General features: G+C 63.2%; 18 protein-coding genes. 12 read left to right on the forward strand and 6 right to left on the reverse strand.

Annotation, left to right across the window (positions count from 1 at the left end; translation table 11 throughout):
* Positions 1-95: 95 nt before the first annotated feature.
* Positions 96-740 carry a GntR family transcriptional regulator gene (locus tag ACFSQT_RS14085; protein ID WP_379019622.1) on the reverse strand — a complete coding sequence of 215 codons (645 nt, stop codon included), beginning with the start codon at positions 738-740 and terminating at the stop codon, positions 96-98.
* Between the two features lie 321 nt (positions 741-1061).
* Here ACFSQT_RS14085 and ACFSQT_RS14090 point away from each other — a divergent pair, with 321 nt between their 5' ends.
* From ACFSQT_RS14090 to eglC, 9 genes are all read left to right on the forward strand, one after another.
* Positions 1062-2189 carry a BMP family ABC transporter substrate-binding protein gene (locus ACFSQT_RS14090; protein WP_379019520.1) on the forward strand — a complete coding sequence of 376 codons (1128 nt, stop codon included), beginning with the start codon at positions 1062-1064 and terminating at the stop codon, positions 2187-2189.
* 65 nt (positions 2190-2254) lie between these two features.
* Entirely contained in the window at positions 2255-3343 is a 1089-nt protein-coding gene (locus tag ACFSQT_RS14095) for an ABC transporter permease (RefSeq protein WP_379019623.1), read from the forward strand.
* Positions 3343-4269, forward strand: a complete 927-nt coding sequence (locus tag ACFSQT_RS14100; protein ID WP_379019522.1) for an ABC transporter permease — start codon at positions 3343-3345, stop codon at positions 4267-4269. The genes ACFSQT_RS14095 and ACFSQT_RS14100 overlap by 1 nt, the downstream gene beginning before the upstream one ends.
* A 25-nt stretch (positions 4270-4294) precedes the next feature.
* Positions 4295-4996 (forward strand): biuret amidohydrolase, encoded by a 702-nt coding sequence (gene biuH, locus ACFSQT_RS14105; RefSeq protein WP_379019524.1) that lies wholly within the window; start codon positions 4295-4297, stop codon positions 4994-4996.
* A gap of 10 nt (positions 4997-5006) precedes the next feature.
* Positions 5007-6530 carry an ABC transporter ATP-binding protein gene (locus ACFSQT_RS14110; protein ID WP_379019526.1) on the forward strand — a complete coding sequence of 508 codons (1524 nt, stop codon included), beginning with the start codon at positions 5007-5009 and terminating at the stop codon, positions 6528-6530.
* Positions 6530-7198, forward strand: coding sequence for a cysteine hydrolase family protein (locus ACFSQT_RS14115; RefSeq protein WP_379019528.1), 669 nt, complete (start codon positions 6530-6532; stop codon positions 7196-7198). Before ACFSQT_RS14110 ends, ACFSQT_RS14115 begins: the two co-directional genes overlap by 1 nt.
* Positions 7191-7541, forward strand: a complete 351-nt coding sequence (locus ACFSQT_RS14120) for a cupin domain-containing protein (protein WP_379019530.1) — start codon at positions 7191-7193, stop codon at positions 7539-7541. Before ACFSQT_RS14115 ends, ACFSQT_RS14120 begins: the two co-directional genes overlap by 8 nt.
* Complete coding sequence (gene atzF / locus ACFSQT_RS14125) at positions 7538-9388, forward strand: allophanate hydrolase (protein WP_379019532.1); 1851 nt, start codon at positions 7538-7540, stop codon at positions 9386-9388. The genes ACFSQT_RS14120 and atzF overlap by 4 nt, the downstream gene beginning before the upstream one ends.
* A 375-nt stretch (positions 9389-9763) precedes the next feature.
* Entirely contained in the window at positions 9764-11155 is a 1392-nt protein-coding gene (gene eglC / locus ACFSQT_RS14130) for an endo-1,3-1,4-beta-glycanase EglC (protein WP_379019534.1), read from the forward strand.
* Between the two features lie 101 nt (positions 11156-11256).
* On the opposite strand, the gene ACFSQT_RS14135 is transcribed toward eglC, so the two are convergent.
* Positions 11257-12537, reverse strand: a complete 1281-nt coding sequence (locus tag ACFSQT_RS14135; RefSeq protein WP_379019536.1) for an MFS transporter — start codon at positions 12535-12537, stop codon at positions 11257-11259.
* The gene (locus ACFSQT_RS14140; protein ID WP_379019538.1) at positions 12534-13265 is read right to left on the reverse strand and encodes an MBL fold metallo-hydrolase; all 732 of its coding nucleotides are present in this window, start codon (positions 13263-13265) and stop codon (positions 12534-12536) included. The genes ACFSQT_RS14135 and ACFSQT_RS14140 overlap by 4 nt, the downstream gene beginning before the upstream one ends.
* Before the next feature lie 121 nt (positions 13266-13386).
* Between ACFSQT_RS14140 and ACFSQT_RS14145 the strand changes: the two genes are divergently transcribed.
* From ACFSQT_RS14145 to ACFSQT_RS14155, 3 genes are all read left to right on the forward strand, one after another.
* The gene (locus ACFSQT_RS14145) at positions 13387-14052 is read left to right on the forward strand and encodes an ArsR/SmtB family transcription factor (RefSeq protein WP_379019540.1); all 666 of its coding nucleotides are present in this window, start codon (positions 13387-13389) and stop codon (positions 14050-14052) included.
* Between the two features lie 23 nt (positions 14053-14075).
* Positions 14076-14501, forward strand: a complete 426-nt coding sequence (locus tag ACFSQT_RS14150; protein WP_379019542.1) for a rhodanese-like domain-containing protein — start codon at positions 14076-14078, stop codon at positions 14499-14501.
* A 388-nt stretch (positions 14502-14889) separates the two neighbouring features.
* Complete coding sequence (locus ACFSQT_RS14155) at positions 14890-16494, forward strand: site-specific integrase (protein ID WP_379019544.1); 1605 nt, start codon at positions 14890-14892, stop codon at positions 16492-16494.
* Here the strand turns inward: ACFSQT_RS14155 and ACFSQT_RS14160 are convergent, their stop codons facing one another.
* The 3 genes from ACFSQT_RS14160 to ACFSQT_RS14170 all read right to left on the reverse strand — a co-directional run bounded on the left by ACFSQT_RS14160 (position 16495) and on the right by ACFSQT_RS14170 (position 17552).
* A complete protein-coding gene (locus ACFSQT_RS14160; RefSeq protein ID WP_379019546.1) occupies positions 16495-16740 on the reverse strand; it encodes a DUF982 domain-containing protein in 246 nt (81 codons plus the stop codon).
* Positions 16741-16765: 25 nt separating this feature from the next.
* The gene (locus tag ACFSQT_RS14165; protein WP_379019548.1) at positions 16766-16957 is read right to left on the reverse strand and encodes a hypothetical protein; all 192 of its coding nucleotides are present in this window, start codon (positions 16955-16957) and stop codon (positions 16766-16768) included.
* Between the two features lie 226 nt (positions 16958-17183).
* Positions 17184-17552, reverse strand: a complete 369-nt coding sequence (locus ACFSQT_RS14170) for a hypothetical protein (protein WP_379019550.1) — start codon at positions 17550-17552, stop codon at positions 17184-17186.
* Positions 17553-17642: the final 90 nt, after the last annotated feature.

Below are 17642 nucleotides of genomic sequence, written 5' to 3' on the forward strand. Positions count from 1 at the left end.
ATTTAGCTATAATATCCACCCGAGACTTGTCAGGCCGTGCCTTGGACGCGCTGTGTGGCCCAGGTTGGTATCACCTGAATCCCTTCTCGGAAGGCCTACGGGTGTTGTGGCTCGGCTCTCAGTTGGTCGCCAACGACAAACACGGCGCTCGCCTCGCTGACGATGGACACGTGATCCCTGGCAGCCTTGCCGGCGGCATTGCCATCGCCGCGCATGATCGCGGTGACGATGGCGTCATGCTCCTGCCAGGATTTGGCGAGGCGCCCCGGCAACATGAACTGCGCGCGGCGGAACGGCGCCAGCCGGCTCCGCGTCATCACGGTCATTTCGTAGATGTGGGCGTTGCGGGCGCCGCGATAGAGCCGGGTGTGGAACTCGGTGTTGAAATATTCGTAGTCCTCCTCGGCGCCCAGCCGCACCATCCGCGCCGAAGCCTGGTGCTCGACCTCGAGCGCGCGGCGTTCGCTGCTGGTCATGCGCTCGGCCGAGAAGCGCGCGCAGATCGCTTCCAGTTCGGCCATGCTCTCGAACATCGAGGCCAGATGCTCCTGCGTAACCACCGCGACGATAGCGCCACGGTTGGGCCGCCTTTCGACCAGGCCCATGGCGCTCAACTGGCCGAGCGCCTCCCGGACCGGAGTGCGCGAGACGTCGAAGCGGGCGGCGAGCGAGGTCTCGTCGAGCTTTTCGCCGGGACGCAGGAAACCGGTGACGATGCGGTCGCCGATCGCCCTCACCATCTGATCCACGGTTGTACCCGACCTGATCAAGCTGCGCTTGCCCGACACATCTCCTCCATCCGGTCTTCTTGTCGAGTCGGGTGGCTCAGCCCCACCGACTCGATAGACCTCTCTATGCCTCTATTTTAATCTGCCTGTCAAACTGGCTATTTTCAAGGCAAAAAGTGCATGCAATTGCCTCCGACGTGAGCAAGGCGTTTCGACGCATCCATTGATTTCATTGTATAAATTTTAACAACAGAACTGGCACAGCGATTGCATGCACTTTCTTGACGGCACGTTAACCGACCCGGAAAAGGGTCCTACAGGGGAGCATTCGATATGACCGCGAGATTCATGCTTAACCGCCGCGACCTGCTCAAGACGTCCGCTGCCGGGGCGGCGCTCGGCCTGGCCTCGGCATCCTTTCCCATCGGCCGCGCCTTCGCCGCCTCTGCCACCGTCGGCTTCATCTATGTCGGCCCGAAGGACGACTACGGCTACAACCAGGCGCATGCCGAGGGGGCGGCGTCGCTGAAGGGCATCGAAGGCCTCTCCGTCGTCGAGGAGGAGAACGTTCCCGAGACGGTCGACGTCCAGAAGACCATGGAATCGATGATCAACCTTGACGGCGCCTCGCTGATCTTTCCGACCTCCTTCGGCTATTTCGATCCGCATATGCTGGCCATGTGCGCGAAATTCCCCGACGTGCAGTTCCGCCATTGCGGCGGCATGTGGAACAAGGACAAGCATCCGATGAATGCCGGCTCCTATTTCGGCTACATCGGCATGGGTCAGTACCTGAACGGCGTCGTCGCCGGCCACACCTCGAAGACCAAGAAGCTCGGCTTCGTCGCTGCCAAGCCGATCCCGCAGGTGCTGCTCAACATCAACTCCTTCCTGCTCGGCGCGCGCTCGGTCGACCCGACCATCTCTTGCCAGGTGATCTTTACCGGCGAATGGTCTCTGGCGGTCAAGGAGGCGGAAGCCACCAACGCACTGGTCGATCAGGGCGCCGATGTCATCACCTGCCATGTCGACAGCCCGAAGGTGGTGGTCGAGACGGCGGCCGGACGCGGCGCCTTCATCTGCGGCTACCACGCCAATCAAAGCCCGCTGGCGCCCGAAAAATATCTGACCGGCGCCGAGTGGAACTGGGCCAAGGTCTACAAGATGTTCGTCGACGACCTTATCGCCGGCACGCCGCTGCCCAACTTCACCCGCGGCGGCCTGGCCGACGGCTTCGTCAAGATGAGCCCGCTCGGCACCGCCGTCAGCGAGGCAGGCCGCAAGCAGTTCGACGCCACGCTGGCCGAAATGATGAAGGGCGGGTTCTCCGTCATCAAGGGCCCGTTGAAGAGCAACAAGGGCGCCGTCGTCGCCACCGAAGGCCAGGCCTTCGTCGAGACCGCCATCGAGCTCGAAAGCATGGACTATCTGGTCGAGGGCGTCGTCGGCTCAACCGCCTGAACCAGGCCATACCCAAGGAGACAGCGACGATGGCAGATACGGCGACAACCGCCGGTGCGCCGACGATGTTCGGCGCCAGAGGATATCCGGCGGCGCTCGAATGGAGCGCCAGGCGAGCGGAAGCCTTCGTCATTCCGCTCGCGGCCCTGATCGTCGGCATGGTGCTGTTCAGCCTGTTCATCGCGATGGTCGGCAAGTCGCCGGTCCAACTCTATGAAACGATGTGGCGCGGCGGCTTCGGCTCGTGGTTCTCCATCCAGAACTCGCTGTCGCGCGGAGCACCGCTGCTGCTTGCGGCGCTTTGTGTGGCGTTGCCGGCGCGGCTCGGTCTCGTCGTCATCGGCGGCGAGGGCGCCATCGTGCTGGGCGGCGTCGCGGCCGCGGCAATCGGCACGGCGCTGAGCGGCGCGCCGGCTTTTTTGGTCATTTTGCTTATGGGCGCAGGGGGCGTGGCCGCCGGCGGCATCTGGATCGGTGCCGTCGGCGCGCTCCGTCACTATCGCGCCGTCAACGAAACCATATCGAGCCTGCTGATGGCCTACATCGCCATCGCCCTGATGAACCAGCTGGTGGAAGGGCCGCTGCGCGATCCCGCCTCGCTCAACAAACCCTCCACCCAGCCATTGGCGGACGCCTATCGCGTCGGCAACATCCCCGGCATGGAGGTGCATTGGGGCCTCGTCGCCGGCATCGTCGCCTGCATCGCGTCCTGGCTGCTGATCGAAAAGACCCGCTGGGGGTTTGCCGCCCGCATCGCCGGCGGCAATGTCAGGGCCGCCCAGGTGCAGGGACTTGCCGTCGGGCCGCTGATCGTCGGCTTCACCGCGCTGGCCGGCGGCTTCGCCGGGCTTGCCGGCATGCTCGAAGTCGGCGCCGTGCAAGGCAGCGCCAACGCCTCGCTCGCCGCCGGCTACGGCTATACCGGCATTCTTGTCGCCTTCCTCGCCCGCCACAACCCGCTTGCCATCATTCCGGTCGCCATCCTGCTTGGCGGCATCAACGCGTCCGGCGGCCTGATTCAGCGCCGCATGGATCTGCCCGACGCGACCGTGCTGGTGCTGCAAGGCATGCTCTTCGTCGTCATCCTGTTCAGCGAAACCTTCTACGGCCGCTTCAAGATCTTCAACCCCGACCTCTGGAAGAGAGGCTCCTGATGGACGCGACCGAGATCGGCCTGTGGGGCGTGCCGCTGGCCATCCTCGGCGGCGCCATACGCGTTTCGACCCCCTTTATTTTCGTCTCGCTCGGCGAAGCGATCACCGAACGCTCGGGCCGCATCAATCTCGGCCTCGAAGGCACGCTCGTTTTCGGCGCAATGACGGCCTATGCGGTGGCGGTGATGACCGGCTCGCCATGGCTTGGCCTACTGGCAGCTGCCGCGGCCGGTCTCTGTTTCGGTCTGTTCCATGGCTGGATCTGCAAATTCCCCGGGGTCAACGACATCGCCATCGGCATCGCACTGATGCTGCTCGGCATGGGTCTCGCCTTCTTCTTCGGCAAGCCGTTCATCCAGCCCTCGGCGCCCGACCTGCCGGGCATCCCCTTCGGCGGCTGGTCCGATATTCCGCAGGTGCAGGCGGCGCTCAACGTCAATGTGCTGTTCCTGATCGGCGCCGCACTGGCGGTGTTCCTATGGTGGGCTTTCCGCAACACCCGCGCCGGGCTGATCCTGCGCGTCGTCGGCGACAGTTCCGACGCCGCGCGCGCCATGGGCCTCAACCCGAACACGGTGCGGCTCCTCGCTACCGGCATCGGCGGCGCGCTAGCCGGCATCGGCGGCGCCTATCTGTCGCTCTACTATCCCGGCAGCTGGACCGAACGCATTTCATCCGGTCAAGGGCTGATGGCGGTGGCGCTGGTCATCTTCGCGCGCTGGAATCCGCTCGGCTGCTTTGCCGCCGCCCTTCTGTTCGGCGGCGCCGGAGCGCTCGGCCCAGCGCTGCAGTCGGTCGGCGTCACGCAAGGCTACTACCTGTTCTACGCCGCCCCCTACATCCTGACCCTGATCATCATGATCGCCACCTCGTCGCCAAGCCGCTCGCTCGCCGGGGCGCCAGGCGAATTGTCGATCACCAAATGACCGCACCCCAACTGGAGTTTTTGCCATGAACGCCAGAGCCGAGATCACCCAGCGCTACATCGACGCCGACCCCTATCCCTGGCCCTACAATGGCGAGCTTCGGCCCGACAATACGGCGCTGATCATCATCGACATGCAGACCGATTTCTGCGGGCCGGGCGGTTACGTCGACCATATGGGCTATGACCTCTCGCTGGTGCGGGCGCCGATCGAGCCGATCAAATCGGTGTTGTCGGCCATGCGCTCGAAGGGCTACATCGTCATCCACACGCGCGAGGGGCATCGGCCCGATCTCGCCGACCTGCCGGCCAACAAGCGCTGGCGCTCGCGCCGCATCAATGCCGGCATTGGCGATCCTGGTCCTTGCGGGCGCATCCTGGTGCGTGGCGAACCGGGCTGGGACATCATTCCCGACCTCTACCCGGCCGAAGGCGAACCGATCATCGACAAGCCTGGCAAAGGCTCGTTCTGCGCCACGGACCTCGAACTGATCCTCAACCAGCGCGGCATCGACAACATCGTGCTCACCGGCATCACCACCGATGTCTGCGTCCACACCACCATGCGCGAGGCCAACGACCGCGGCTTCGAATGCGTGATGCTGGAGGATTGCTGCGGCGCCACCGACTACGGCAATCATCTGGCCGCCATCAAGATGGTCAAGATGCAGGGCGGCGTGTTCGGCGCGGTGTCGAATTCGAAGGCGCTCGTCGCGCAACTGCCCTGAGGAGGCCGCGATGAGTGACAGAAAAGCGGTCGGCGTCGAGACCATCGGCATGACCATGCGCTTCGGCGCCTTCACCGCGCTCGACGATGTCTCGGTCAAGGTGCCGGCAGGTTCCTTCCACGCGCTGCTCGGCGAGAACGGCGCCGGCAAGTCGACGCTGGTCAAATGCATGATGGGTTTTTATCACCCGACCTCCGGCGACATGTTGGTCGACGGCCGCGAGGTGGCGATTGCCAGCCCCAAGGATGCCTCCGCGCTCGGCCTCGGCATGGTCTACCAGCATTTTACGCTGGTGCCGTCGCTGACGGGGGCTGAGAACCTCGTCATCTCGCGCGAGAAGGTGCCCGGCATCATCGACTGGCGCAAGGAACGCGCCGACCTGGCCGTGTTCATGCAGCGCATGCCGTTCAAGCTGCCGCTCGACGTCAAGGTGGCCGAGCTTGCCGCCGGCGAGAAGCAGAAGCTGGAGATCGTCAAGCAGCTCTATCTTGGCCGCTCCTTCCTGGTGCTGGACGAGCCGACCTCGGTGCTGACGCCCGGCGAGGCGCAGGAGGTGCTTGGCCTGGTGCGCGCCATGACCAAGACTGGCGACCTTACCGTGCTGATGATCTCGCACAAGTTCCATGAGGTGACGGCGTTCGCCGACGAGGTCAGCGTGCTGCGCAAAGGCAGGCTGACCGGCACCGGCCGCGTCGCCGACCTTGACCACAAGCAGATGGCGGCGATGATGATCGGCGACCAGCCGATCGCCGCACTCGACAGCCGCGCCGCGCCGAAGGCCGATGCCGACACGGTGCTGAAGATCAGGTCGCTGAAGGCTCCTGATCGAACCGGGCTGAAATCGATCAGCATCGTCGATCTCGGCGTGCGTTCGGGCGAGATCGTCGGCATTGCCGGCATTTCCGGCAATGGCCAGAAGGAATTCCTGGAAGTGCTGGCCGGCCAGCGGCCGCGCGAGGCGGGCGACGTGCTGGTGCGCGGCGCCGCCTATGCGGCGACGCGCGCGGAGGCGCGCGCGCTCAACGTGCGGCTCATTCCCGAGGAGCCATTGAAGAATGCCTGCGCGCCGAAAATGACGGTGGCCGAGAACATCGCCTTCCGCAGCTTCGACATCGACGGCAACGGCAAGCCGGTGAGCTGGATCAGCACCAGTGCCATCCGCGCGTTCAGCGCCATTCTGGTCGAGCAGTTCAAGGTCAAGACCGCTTCGCTCGCTTCGCCGATTTCGTCGCTGTCGGGCGGCAATGTGCAGCGCGCAGTGCTGGCGCGCGAACTCACCGGCGAGGTTGATCTGCTGATCGTTTCGAACCCATGCTTCGGCCTCGACTTCTCCGCCGTGGCCGAAATCCGCGCCCGCATCATGAAGGCCCGCAATGCGGGTGCCGCCGTGCTGTTGATGTCGGAGGATCTCGACGAGTTGCTGGAGCTTTCCGACCGCATCTTCGTCATGTCCGACGGCGCGCTGGTCTACGAGACGCCGATTGGGCAGGCGAGTGTGCAGACCATCGGCGAGCACATGGCGGGGCATCATTGATGGCGGAAATCGATGCGCTGCCGTTTTCCTTCGCCTTCAAGCCGCAGACGATGGCGCTGGTCGTCATCGACATGCAGCGCGACTTTGCCGAGCCGGGCGGCTTCGGCGCCAGCCTCGGCAACGACGTCAGCCGGGTCACCGCCATCGTGCCGACGGTGAAGCGACTGATCGAGGGCTTTCGCGCCGCCGGCCTGCCGGTGATCCACACGATGGAGTGCCATAGAGCGGACCTTTCGGATCTGCCTCCAGCCAAGCGCAATCGCGGCAATCCGTCGATCCGGATCGGCGATGTCGGCCCGATGGGCCGTGTGCTGATCGTCGGCGAGCCGGGCACGGCGATCCTCGACCAGCTCAAGCCATTGCCTGGTGAGATCGTCATCGAGAAGCCCGGCAAGGGCGCCTTTTATGCGACAAGTTTTGGCGAGGATCTGAAACGGCTCGGCGCGCAGCAGCTGGTCTTTGCCGGCGTCACCACCGAAGTCTGCGTGCAGACGACGATGCGCGAGGCCAACGACCGCGGCTATGAGTGCCTGCTCGCCGAAGACGCGACGGAAAGCTATTTCCCCGAGTTCAAGGCGGCTGCATTGGCCATGATCCGGGCGCAAGGCGCCATTGTCGGCTGGACGGCGACGACCGACCAGGTGCTCGAGGGAATTGCCAATGCCTAACCTTGCCTTTGCCGGCCTGCTCGACGGCGGCTGGCGCGATCTGGCGTTCGAGCATTTCCGCGACGGCATCACGGTGCACTGGCTGCTCAAGGGTGGTCCGGTGGAACCATCGGTCGCGATCCTCAACTATCGGCCCGGCGCCGGCGTGCCGCGCCACCGCCATGTCGGGCTGGAAACAATCGTCGTGCTGGAAGGCATCCAGAGCGACGAGAACGGCGACTATCCGGCGGGCAGCGTGATCCTGAATCCGATCGGGACCGAGCATTCGGTGTGGACGAAGGACGGCTGCGTCGTGCTGATCCAATGGGACCTGCCGGTGATCATTCTGGGGGAGGCCAAATGAGCGACATCCACTTCGATATAAGCAGTCTTCACGCGGCCTATCGGGCCGGCGTCAACGTCGGCGAGATTATCGACACGGTCCACGCCCGCATCGGGTCGGCCGACGACCCGGGCATCTTCATCCAACTCGCCAGCAAGGCGCAGATGCTTGCCGAGGCTGGAAAGCTCGGTCCGTTCGATCCGGTGGCGAAGCCGCTGTGGGGCGTGCCATTCGCGGTCAAGGACAACATCGACGTCGCCGGCATGCCGACCACCGCTGCCTGCGCCGAATATGCCTATGTGCCGGAGACGGACGCCACGGTGGTGGCGCGGCTGAAGGCAGCCGGCGCGCTGGTGGTCGGCAAGACCAATCTCGACCAGTTCGCAACCGGGCTGGTCGGCGTGCGCACGCCGTATCCGATCCCGAGGAACGCCGTCGATGCCAGTCTGGTGCCCGGTGGATCCTCGTCCGGGTCTGCCGTTGCGACGGCGCGCGGCATCGTCTCCTTCGCGCTCGGCACCGACACTGCCGGCTCCGGCCGCATCCCGGCCGGCCTCAACAACATCGTCGGGCTGAAGCCAACCGTTGGCGCGCTGTCGGCCGCCGGCGTTGTGCCGGCCTGCCGCACGCTCGATTGCGTTTCGGTGTTCGCGCTGACCGTCGACGACGCTTATGCGGTGTTCTCGGTCGCCGCGGCGCGCGATGCCGCCGATCCCTATTCGCGCGATATCGCCGTCCAGCAACTGGCCGCGCGCCCGCCGGTGCTGAGCGTCGGTATCCCGGCAAAGGCCGACCTGAAATTCTTCGGCGATGCGGCGATGCAGGCCGGCTTCGGGACCTCGCTTGCCATGCTGGCGCAGCTCGGCTGCCGGCTGGTCGAAATCCCCTTCGGCGATTTCTATGCCACCGCCAACCTGCTCTACGAGGGCGCCTGGGTGGCCGAGCGCTATGCGGCGATCCGCGATTTCATGGAGGCCAACGAAGCGGCCATGCATCCGGTGACGCGCACGATCATCGGCGGCGCCAGGGCCCTGTCGGCGGCGGACGCCTTTCGCGGCCTCTATGCCTTGCAGGCCTACAAGGCGAAGCTCGCCCCCGTCATCGGCTCGGTCGACCTGTTCTGCGTGCCGACCGCGCCGACGCACTACACCGCCGCCGCGGTGCTCGCCAATCCGGTTGAGACCAACAGTCGGCTCGGCACCTACACCAACTTCGTCAACCTGCTCGACATGTGCGGCATCGCCGTGCCGACCGGCAAGCGAGACGACGGCCTGCCGATGAGCGTCACCTTGCTGGCGCCGGCCGGCTGCGATGCGCTGACGGCAGCACTTGCTCGCGATCTGCATGCGGCGAGCGGCCTTTCGCTCGGCGCCACGGGCTGGCCGCATCCCGGCCCGCAGCCGGCCGCCGCGCCGGCCAGCGACGGCATGATCGACCTGGTGGTGGTCGGCGCGCATCTGTCAGGCATGCCGCTCAGCGGCCAGCTCAATCAGCTCGGCGCGCAATTTCTGCGCGCGACCAGGACCGCCGCCGCCTACAAGCTCTATGCGCTGGCCGACCAGTCCGTGCCCAAGCCCGGCCTGATCCGCGTTGCCGATGGCGGTGTGCGGATCGATGTCGAGGTCTGGCGGCTTGAACCGGAGGCTTTCGGCCGTTTCGTCGCCGCTATTCCGGCACCGCTCGGCATCGGCACGGTCGAACTCGACGACGGCACTCCGGCCAAGGGTTTTCTGGTCGAAACCGCTGGCCTGGACGGTGCCTGCGACATCTCCTCATTCGGCGGCTGGCGCCGCTTTGTCGCACGCGCCAAGGACATGACCGACCAAAGTGATCAGCGGCAGAACCGGCCCGTTGGGATCCCGATCTGATCGCGGGAGCGCGCTACCGCCTTTCCCAAAATTCATCGACCTGGCGATTCAAGCTTCGTTGCCGCAGTTGAGCACCGTCACCATCTTGCTCGGCGGACTACCTTTTGATGGCGCAACGCGCGTTTTCTCCACGCTGACGGTGAAGTCAAACCTCGCCCCCACAGATTGCGACGGCTTGTGACCAAAAAAAGTGCTGGCAGCCCAACCTTGATGCATTCGAGGCAATGCGGGCGGTCCGGACCGCCTGCGTGTTAAGTTCTTGGTAACCCTCCCAAGTCGAACACAGGTCGAAGGCCAAAAAAGGCATTGGCTTCTCGTGCCCTCCATAGATGCTGGGGCTGACATCGGGGGCGAGTCCAAGGAGCAGAGACCAGCATGGCTACCGTCCTGAACGCCAAGGGCGTTCCACTCCCCTACAGCGGGTCCTCGGTAATGTGGTACTCGGCGACGAATTCCGGCCCAGCACTCTATGGCAGCATATACAACGACTCGCTCTACGGCGACGGCAGCGTCAGCGTCACGATGTATGGCGGCAAGGGCGATGACATTTACTATTTGTATTCCACGAAGAACAAGGCGGTCGAGCTGTCCAACGAGGGCGTCGACACCATCTCGACCTGGATGAGCTACAGGCTCCCGGCGCATTTCGAGAACCTGACGGTCACCGGCGACAAACGCTATGCTTTCGGGAACGAGCTAAACAACATCATTACAGGCGGCTCCGGCCAACAGACGCTCGACGGCTTGAAGGGCGATGACGTCCTCAAGGGCGGATCCGGGGCGGACATTTTCGTCGTTACCCGGGGCAACGGCAGCGACCTGATCCTGGACTTTGGCGCCGACGATACCGTGCGCGTCGGGAGCTACGGCTTCACCTCCTTCGAGCAGGTGCACGCCAACATGGTCCAGTCGGGAGCGAACGTCCGGCTTGATCTATCCGGCACCGAGTTTCTCGTCTTCGCCAACAAGACCATCGACCAGTTCACCGCAAGCCAGTTCGATCTGGCTCTGGACAGGTCGCATCTGCAACTCACCTTCGCGGACGAGTTCAACACGTTGAACCTGTGGAACGGCTCGAGCGGCACCTGGGACTCGAACTTCTGGTGGGGGGGCGCGAATGGCAGCACGCTGACGGGCAACGGTGAGCTTCAATGGTACATCGATACCAACTACGCCCCGACGAGTTCCGTCCACCCGTTCAGCGTCGAGGACGGTGTTCTCACGATCACCGCCGCGCGAACCCCTGAGGCTATCAAGCCCTTCATAAACAACTACCAATACACGTCAGGTCTGCTGACGACTCACGAATCCTTCGCACAGACCTATGGCTATTTCGAAATTCGTGCCGACATGCCCGAAAAGCAAGGCGCATGGCCGGCCTTCTGGCTTCTTCCCGAAGACGGCTCCTGGCCACCGGAACTGGACGTCGTAGAGATGACCGGTCAGGATCCAAACAAGCTCCTCATGACAAGCCACACGAACGAGACGGGAACTCATACGACCGTGGCCTCGACGCCCTTTGTCTCGGATACCGATGGGTTCCACAAATACGGGGTGCTATGGACGGAAGACGAGCTGGTCTGGTATTTCGATGACGTCGAAGTTGCCCGCGCCGCAACGCCTGCCGACATGCACGAGCCGATGTATATGCTGGTCGATCTGGCAGTGGGCGGCATCGCGGGAGCGCCCGCCGACGGGCTTGCGACGCCCGCGGAAATGCAAATCGACTACATCCATGCCTACGCCCTGCACGATTGGGTTATCTAGGCGCAACACCGAGGCTTGTTCTTCCACTATCGCCGGCATGTGGCTTAGTTACAAATTACAAATCTCGAGCAGACGTTAATGCACTGGTCACGCATGGGCGTTCATGGAGCGGCCTTTCCGGCTTCGGCATCGACGAGTGGCGTGCCGGTCGAGCGCTCTTTCATCAGCGCGGCCACGATCACGCCAGACACGAAAGTCAGACCGGCAATCGCTGCGATCGCCGCGGCCAGTCCGAAGAAATCGGCGATGAGGCCGGCCGAGAGCGCGCCGATAGCGTAGCCAAGATCGCGCCAGAACCGATAGACGCTGAGCGCGCGGGCGCGCCACGACGGATGGGCGGCGTCCGAGACGGCCGCGATCAGGCTTGGATAGACCATGGCCGTGCCGAGCCCGAGCAGCACGCTCGCCTGCAGCCACCAGCGAAAGTCACTCGTGAAAGCGGTCAGGAACAGCGCCGCCGCTTGCACCCACATGCCCGCCGCGATCAGGCCCTTGCGCCCCCAGCGGTCACTTAAGGGGCCTGTAGCGACCTGCAGCAGTCCCCACACCGCCGGATAGACGGCCTTCAGGATGCCAATGCGCTCAACGCCCAGACCGTTGGCAGCGAAGAACAGAGGGAAGATGCCCCAGCTCATGCCGTCATTAAGATTGTTGACCAGCCCGGCCTGACAGGCGGCGAACAGATTGCGATCGCGGAAGGTTGTGAGGACGAATACCTCGCGGAAGGAAATCGGCGAGGCTTGTTTGATATGGCCGGCCACCTCCGCCCGAACATGGTCCCGCGTGTCACGCACCAGCACGAGCGAGAGGATGGTTCCAAGCAGGGCGTATGCCACGCCGAGATAGATCGGCACAGGACGTAGACCGTATTGCCCGGCGAGATACCCGGTGAGAAAGGCCGTGACGCCCACTGCGAAATAGCCGGCGAACTCGTTGAGGCCGACCGCCATGCCCCGGCCTTTGGGCCCGACGAGATCGACCTTCATGATCACAGTCATCGACCAGGCAAACCCCTGGCTGATGCCAAGCAAGGCGTTTGCGGCGATGATCCAGCCCCAGCTCGGCGCCCAGATAATGATGAACGGCACCGGCAGCCCAAACAGCCAGCCGAGAATGAGCACGCGCTTGCGGCCCCATGTATCGGCCAGCTGACCAGAGATGAGATTGGCGAAAGCCTTCACCACGCCAAAGCTGACGATGAAGGAGACGACCAGCGTCGTCGAAGCGATCCCGAATTCTCTCGAGCCGATCAGCGGTACGACGGTGCGCTCGATGCCCACCATGCCGCCGACAAAGGCGTTGATGAGGACCAGGAGCGAAAACTGTTGCCAGTTGGCTTTGAGGCCGAGGGCTACACGCGGCGAAACGCCGGCTTCACTCATTGTGGAGCCCCGGCATTGAGCGCGCGGGTACGTGCCGCCTCCGGCGGTGGCGGAGGAATATCGGCCACCATGGCCGCGACGAATTCGTCCTCATCAGCGATGCGAAAAGCCTTGTTGAAACGCTTCTCAAAACCGATGGTCGATGTCGGCTTGCCGCTGAGCGAACGGCCGCATACCGACCCGGAAAAGGCGCCGGGCAATACCTCGACATGGTCGGGCAGGTCCTTGAGGCGCTGGGCGCTGGCAAACAGGTGACGCGCGCCATCCTCTGCGCTCGAGGCAAGTTCGGTGCGGCCAAGATCGCCGACCATCAGCGTATGGCCGGTCAGCACGAACCAAGGTTCGACGGTGCGTGTGCGGTCGGTCACCAGCAATGCTATGTGCTCAGGCGTATGGCCGGGCGTGTGCATGATCTGCGCGGTGACATTGCCAAGTTCAAGCACCTCGCCGTCCTTGACCCGGCGGAACGGAAAGTCGGCAGCTGCACTCTCATGCAGCACGTATTCCGCACCGGCGGCCTGCGCGAGAGCACGGCCGGCCGAGACATGATCTGCATGGATATGCGTATCGATCACATAGAGGATGCGCATGCCGGTCGCTCTGGCCGCATCGAGATAGGGTTGAACGTCGCCAACGGGATCAACGACCGCAGCGGATGCCTTGCCGCCGCAGCCAAAGAGGTAGGATACGGCGACGGGGTCGGAATGAAGAAACTGGCGCAGGATCATGGGGATATGTCCTTCATGGGCCGCCATCATCGGCCCGGCAAAATGCGCCGAACCTTGACAGGCCGGTCGATGCGTGTCATTCAAAAGTTATATTGAATGATCTAACGTGGACTCGAAGCTGATGTCAATCCGCAAACCGAAGCAGGCACTTTATGAGCAGTTCGCGATTGTAGCGAAGGCGCTCGGCAACCCTCAGCGGCTAGAGCTGATCGAACATCTGGCGCAGGGTGCACGCAGCGTCGACCTGCTGGCTACCAAGGTCGGGCTTCCAATCGCCAACGTCTCTCAGCACCTGCAGACCCTGCGTCGAGCTGGGCTGGTCCAGGCCGAACGCGACGGGAAATTCGTGAACTACCGGCTCGCCGACGACACCGTGCTGTCGCTGTTTGCGTCGGTCCGCTCTGTCGCGGAGCGCCACCTCGCCGAGGTCGACCGTATCGTGCAGGGTTATTTCGAAACTCGCGACAGCATGGAGCCTGTAACCCGGGAGGAGCTGGCAGATCGGATGCGCGACGGGCTGGTTACCGTGATCGACGTCCGCCCATCGGACGAGTTCGCGCTCGGGCACGTGCCGGGCGCGATCAATGTGCCGCTCGCCGATCTTCAAGCGCGTCTGCCGGAAATCGACCCGGATCGCGAAATCGTTGCCTACTGCCGCGGACCTTGGTGCGTGATGTCATTTGAAGCTGTTGCGGCGCTTCGCAAAAGCGGCTTCCAGGCTCGGCGCTTGGAAGACGGACTGCCGGAATGGAAAGCCGCGGGACTGCCTGTTGAGGTGACGATGTAGCGACCGCCCCAGGGGGCTGAAAAATGACAGTTGATGAAATGCTCAGTGAGGCTCGCGCCATGCTGACGCCGCGCCTGTCGCCGGCCGCGGCCTATGGGGAGCTGCAGCAAGGAGCACTGCTGGTCGACATCCGCTACCTCGAGCAACGGGTCCGCGACGGCGAGATTCCCAACGCGGCGATTATCAGCCGCAACGAATTTGAGTGGCGCTGCGATCCGAGCGCTCCGTGGCGCCACGAGATGATCAACAAAGACGACTACAAGCAGCGCATCATAGTGCTCTGCAACCAAGGCTATCAGTCGAGTTTTGCTGCGGCGAACCTGGTGCGCATTGGTCTAAGCAATGTTACCGACATCGAGGGGGGCATGCAGGGGTGGCTTTCAAACGGCCTCCCGGTAGTGCCCTTCGAGACCTCCAGGATACGTGCACTCTTGGCGTCGGGCGCTTAGTCCCGCAGTGTCGTCGCCTGCCATCGCTGCGAGGAATGGCGCAGAGCCACCGGCAGGAAGGCCTGGTTAGCGCGTTATCGAGGTAGGCGCGCAGTGCTGATGGTAGCGGCTGGCTACGCAGCCGATTGATCTTATTGATTAAGTGGTAGCGGGAGAGGGACTTGAACCCCCGACCCCAGGATTATGATTGCTAGTGTCGGACTTTCTGGCACGAAACCAATCTGTTGACAAGCGTAGCTATAGCGACAATCCTGTTACCAAATCCTTGAAAACAAAAGGCTTTGTCCACTTTTTTAATCAATGTCGGATCAAGCTTGAACGGATAGACCTCGGATAACACTGGGCTTGTAAACAAAATAGCAGACGGTATAGAGACGGTATACGCAAAATGGGCCTGATCATGCCGACCGAACGCTGCTCCATCGACAAAACCATCACAGGCAAGGCCGAGCGCATGGCGCGGGACGGCTATGACGGGGTCCACATCTACAAGCATGTCGGCCGCGAAGGCCTCCAACTCAGGGTTCAGAAGAACACGGCTGCATGGGTGGTCAGGTACAAGGACTACACGGCGACCATCGGCTACCTGTTCCCGGAGAGAAACGAGCGTCCCATAGGCGGCCACAAGGAAGCCCTTGATATCGCCTCCGATGTAAAGTCGGTTTTAATCGACCAGCCTGAGCGGCGGGAAGAATACATCCTTCTGCGGCACCGCCGCGTCGAAGACGGGAAGGGCGGTCATCGCAGGCTCACGCATGCCGAGGCGCTGTCCGCCCTGCGCCCGAACTCGAACACCTGGTCGCTTCGCGAATGCGTCGAGCAGATGATCTCGGACCGAGAGAAGAAGGACGCCGACGAGCCATTGCGTCCGGCCTCCGTCCTCGAGATCAGGACCGCTTTCAAACGCCCATGCATGCAGAGGCTGATGGACAAACCAGCTTCCCTGGTCACCCGCGGAGAGGTCGAGACTGCTCGCGACGAGGTGAGAAAGACCGTTGGCGCGTCGTCGGCGAAGAAACTCGTGGCTTGGGTCAGGTCCGTCTTTGGATACATGGCGAAGAACCACTCCGGCCAGTCCGGCATCACCGGACAGGACCCATGGTGGGAACTCCTCCACGCTCCATATAAATTGAAGGAGCGGACGCGGAAGCCCGCGATTTCCGACATCGTGAAGTCTCTGATCCTCGCCGAAGAGTACCTCGACAAGCCGCTGCCGGGCCGCACGATGGACAGGCCGTCTGTCGGGGCAGGCGTCCTGTCCGGACTGTGGTGGATCGTGCTGACGTGTCAGCGCTCGGATGCGGCTATGAAACTGAAAACCTACAACCTTGTCGACGATCTCAAGCGCGGCGATGGGTGGAAGATCGCATCGTGGGAAGCCGAAGTCATGAAGGCTGGCCAAGTTCAGATGCTGCCGATCCCGCCGCGTGCTGCTGCCATCGTCGACAGCATCCGTGCCAAAGGAAAGAATGCGGGGGCGAAACAGTGGGCCTTTCCATCGGACCGCGACCCCGACGTCAACGCCTCGCGCTCCGGCGTATACCGAATCCTATACCGTCTAGCTGGCCGCGATGCTCTCATCCAACCGAAGCCTGACGGCCACGAGCCGAAGCTGAAACGTGACGGCACCCCGCGCAAGGTTCTCGAGCGAACGGGCCGGCGAGACCTGCTGGCCGAATCCGACGTCGCATGGTGGTCACTGCACGACGTCAGGCGGACGCTGCAAGAAGTCCTGGACAACGCAGGCATCTCCGGCGGAGCGTCGGCCGTGCTCGCTCACGAGATGAAATCCGACGTAAACCTTACCGTCACCATGACCGAATTGGAACGCGATGAGTTCATGCGCCAGCGTGTGGCGAAGATCACGAACGCGGCCTACGGCGCGGCTCAGTACCCCAAGCTGAAGGCGGAGGCGATGGAGATTTGGACGAACGCGCTGCTCGACGAATACGATTGCCAGAAGGCAGCGGCAACTGAGGCCATCGCCGCCTGATCACGTCCCCTCTCTCAGGATGCCTTCTTCCTTGGCGGCGAGCCTGAAGCACCGTCGGACTTCTTGAGGTGTCGCTTCGTCAGCCAAGGCAGCCATGCACGCCCGTACCGCAAGGTCCCACTTCGGTCCCCTCTTGGTGAACCTGATGAGTTCCTCCGCAGCGCCCTCGACGTGACTGACGCCCGATGTCACGCCGGGCTGAAGGGCTTTGATATAGACGGGGGGAGAAAACCAATGCAGCGCCATTGAGGAGACTATCAGCTATTTGGCATCACGACGAAAGGCTGCTGCCATCGACCAAGATGCCGAGCGCTCGCAGGATGTTGATCCCAGTCCAGAGCCGTGGTCCCGCCGTCGACGTATTGATCAGCAGCCTGCCCACCTGCTCAGGCGACATCGCGCCGGTCACGACGTCGCCGAACCGTTCGCGGGCGAAGTCTGTCAGTTCTTCGGCTTCGGTCAATGCTTTCTCCTCGACGGGACTTTCAGTCCGTCGAGCATCGCGTCGAACAGCGCTTTCGCGGGGCGCGGGTTATCAGGGTCCGTCGTTGTCACGTACCAACTGTTCGCACACCCGCAGGTCGGGCATTCGTTGGGCCGCTGCCCTGTCCCCTCAGTCCAACATTTGCAGCACATCCAAACCGTCAGCCGCCCCGTTCCCATCCCGCATCTCAGGCAAGTCCAATCGGTCACTCTGGTACCTCGTTGGCGGGCTCCGGAGGCGCGTCAGGTGCCCGGTCGAGGATCGCCAGCGCCCGCTCGGCTTTTAGACGGTCCAGGAACGCTCGTGTCTTCTCGGCGGCGCGTTCGTAGTCTCTGATTCGCTCTTCGAGACGCTGCTCGGTAGACATGCCGTCCGGCATGCCTGTGCCGTCCGGCCAAAGGATTTCGATGCGGCCATCAGCGAGCCTGACCAAGACGACGTATGAATCGCACTCCCAGCCGCTCCATAATACCGAGCAGGCGGCCAGCGGTGTGTAGCCGACGCTTTCAAAACGGTCCCGCACGGCCTCCGAGAGGAGATCGTGGTTTCGCAGGTGCTGGCTCTCGTCGGTCATTCGACATCTCCCTTTGGCCGATAGGGCACGCTGCCGTCCGCGTGCTCTTCGCAGCGGGTCGCGAACCAGCCGTTGCGAACACGGAGCAGA

Origin of the sequence: Mesorhizobium calcicola (genome assembly GCF_042682105.1) — a bacterium.
GTDB lineage: Bacteria > Pseudomonadota > Alphaproteobacteria > Rhizobiales > Rhizobiaceae > Mesorhizobium > Mesorhizobium calcicola.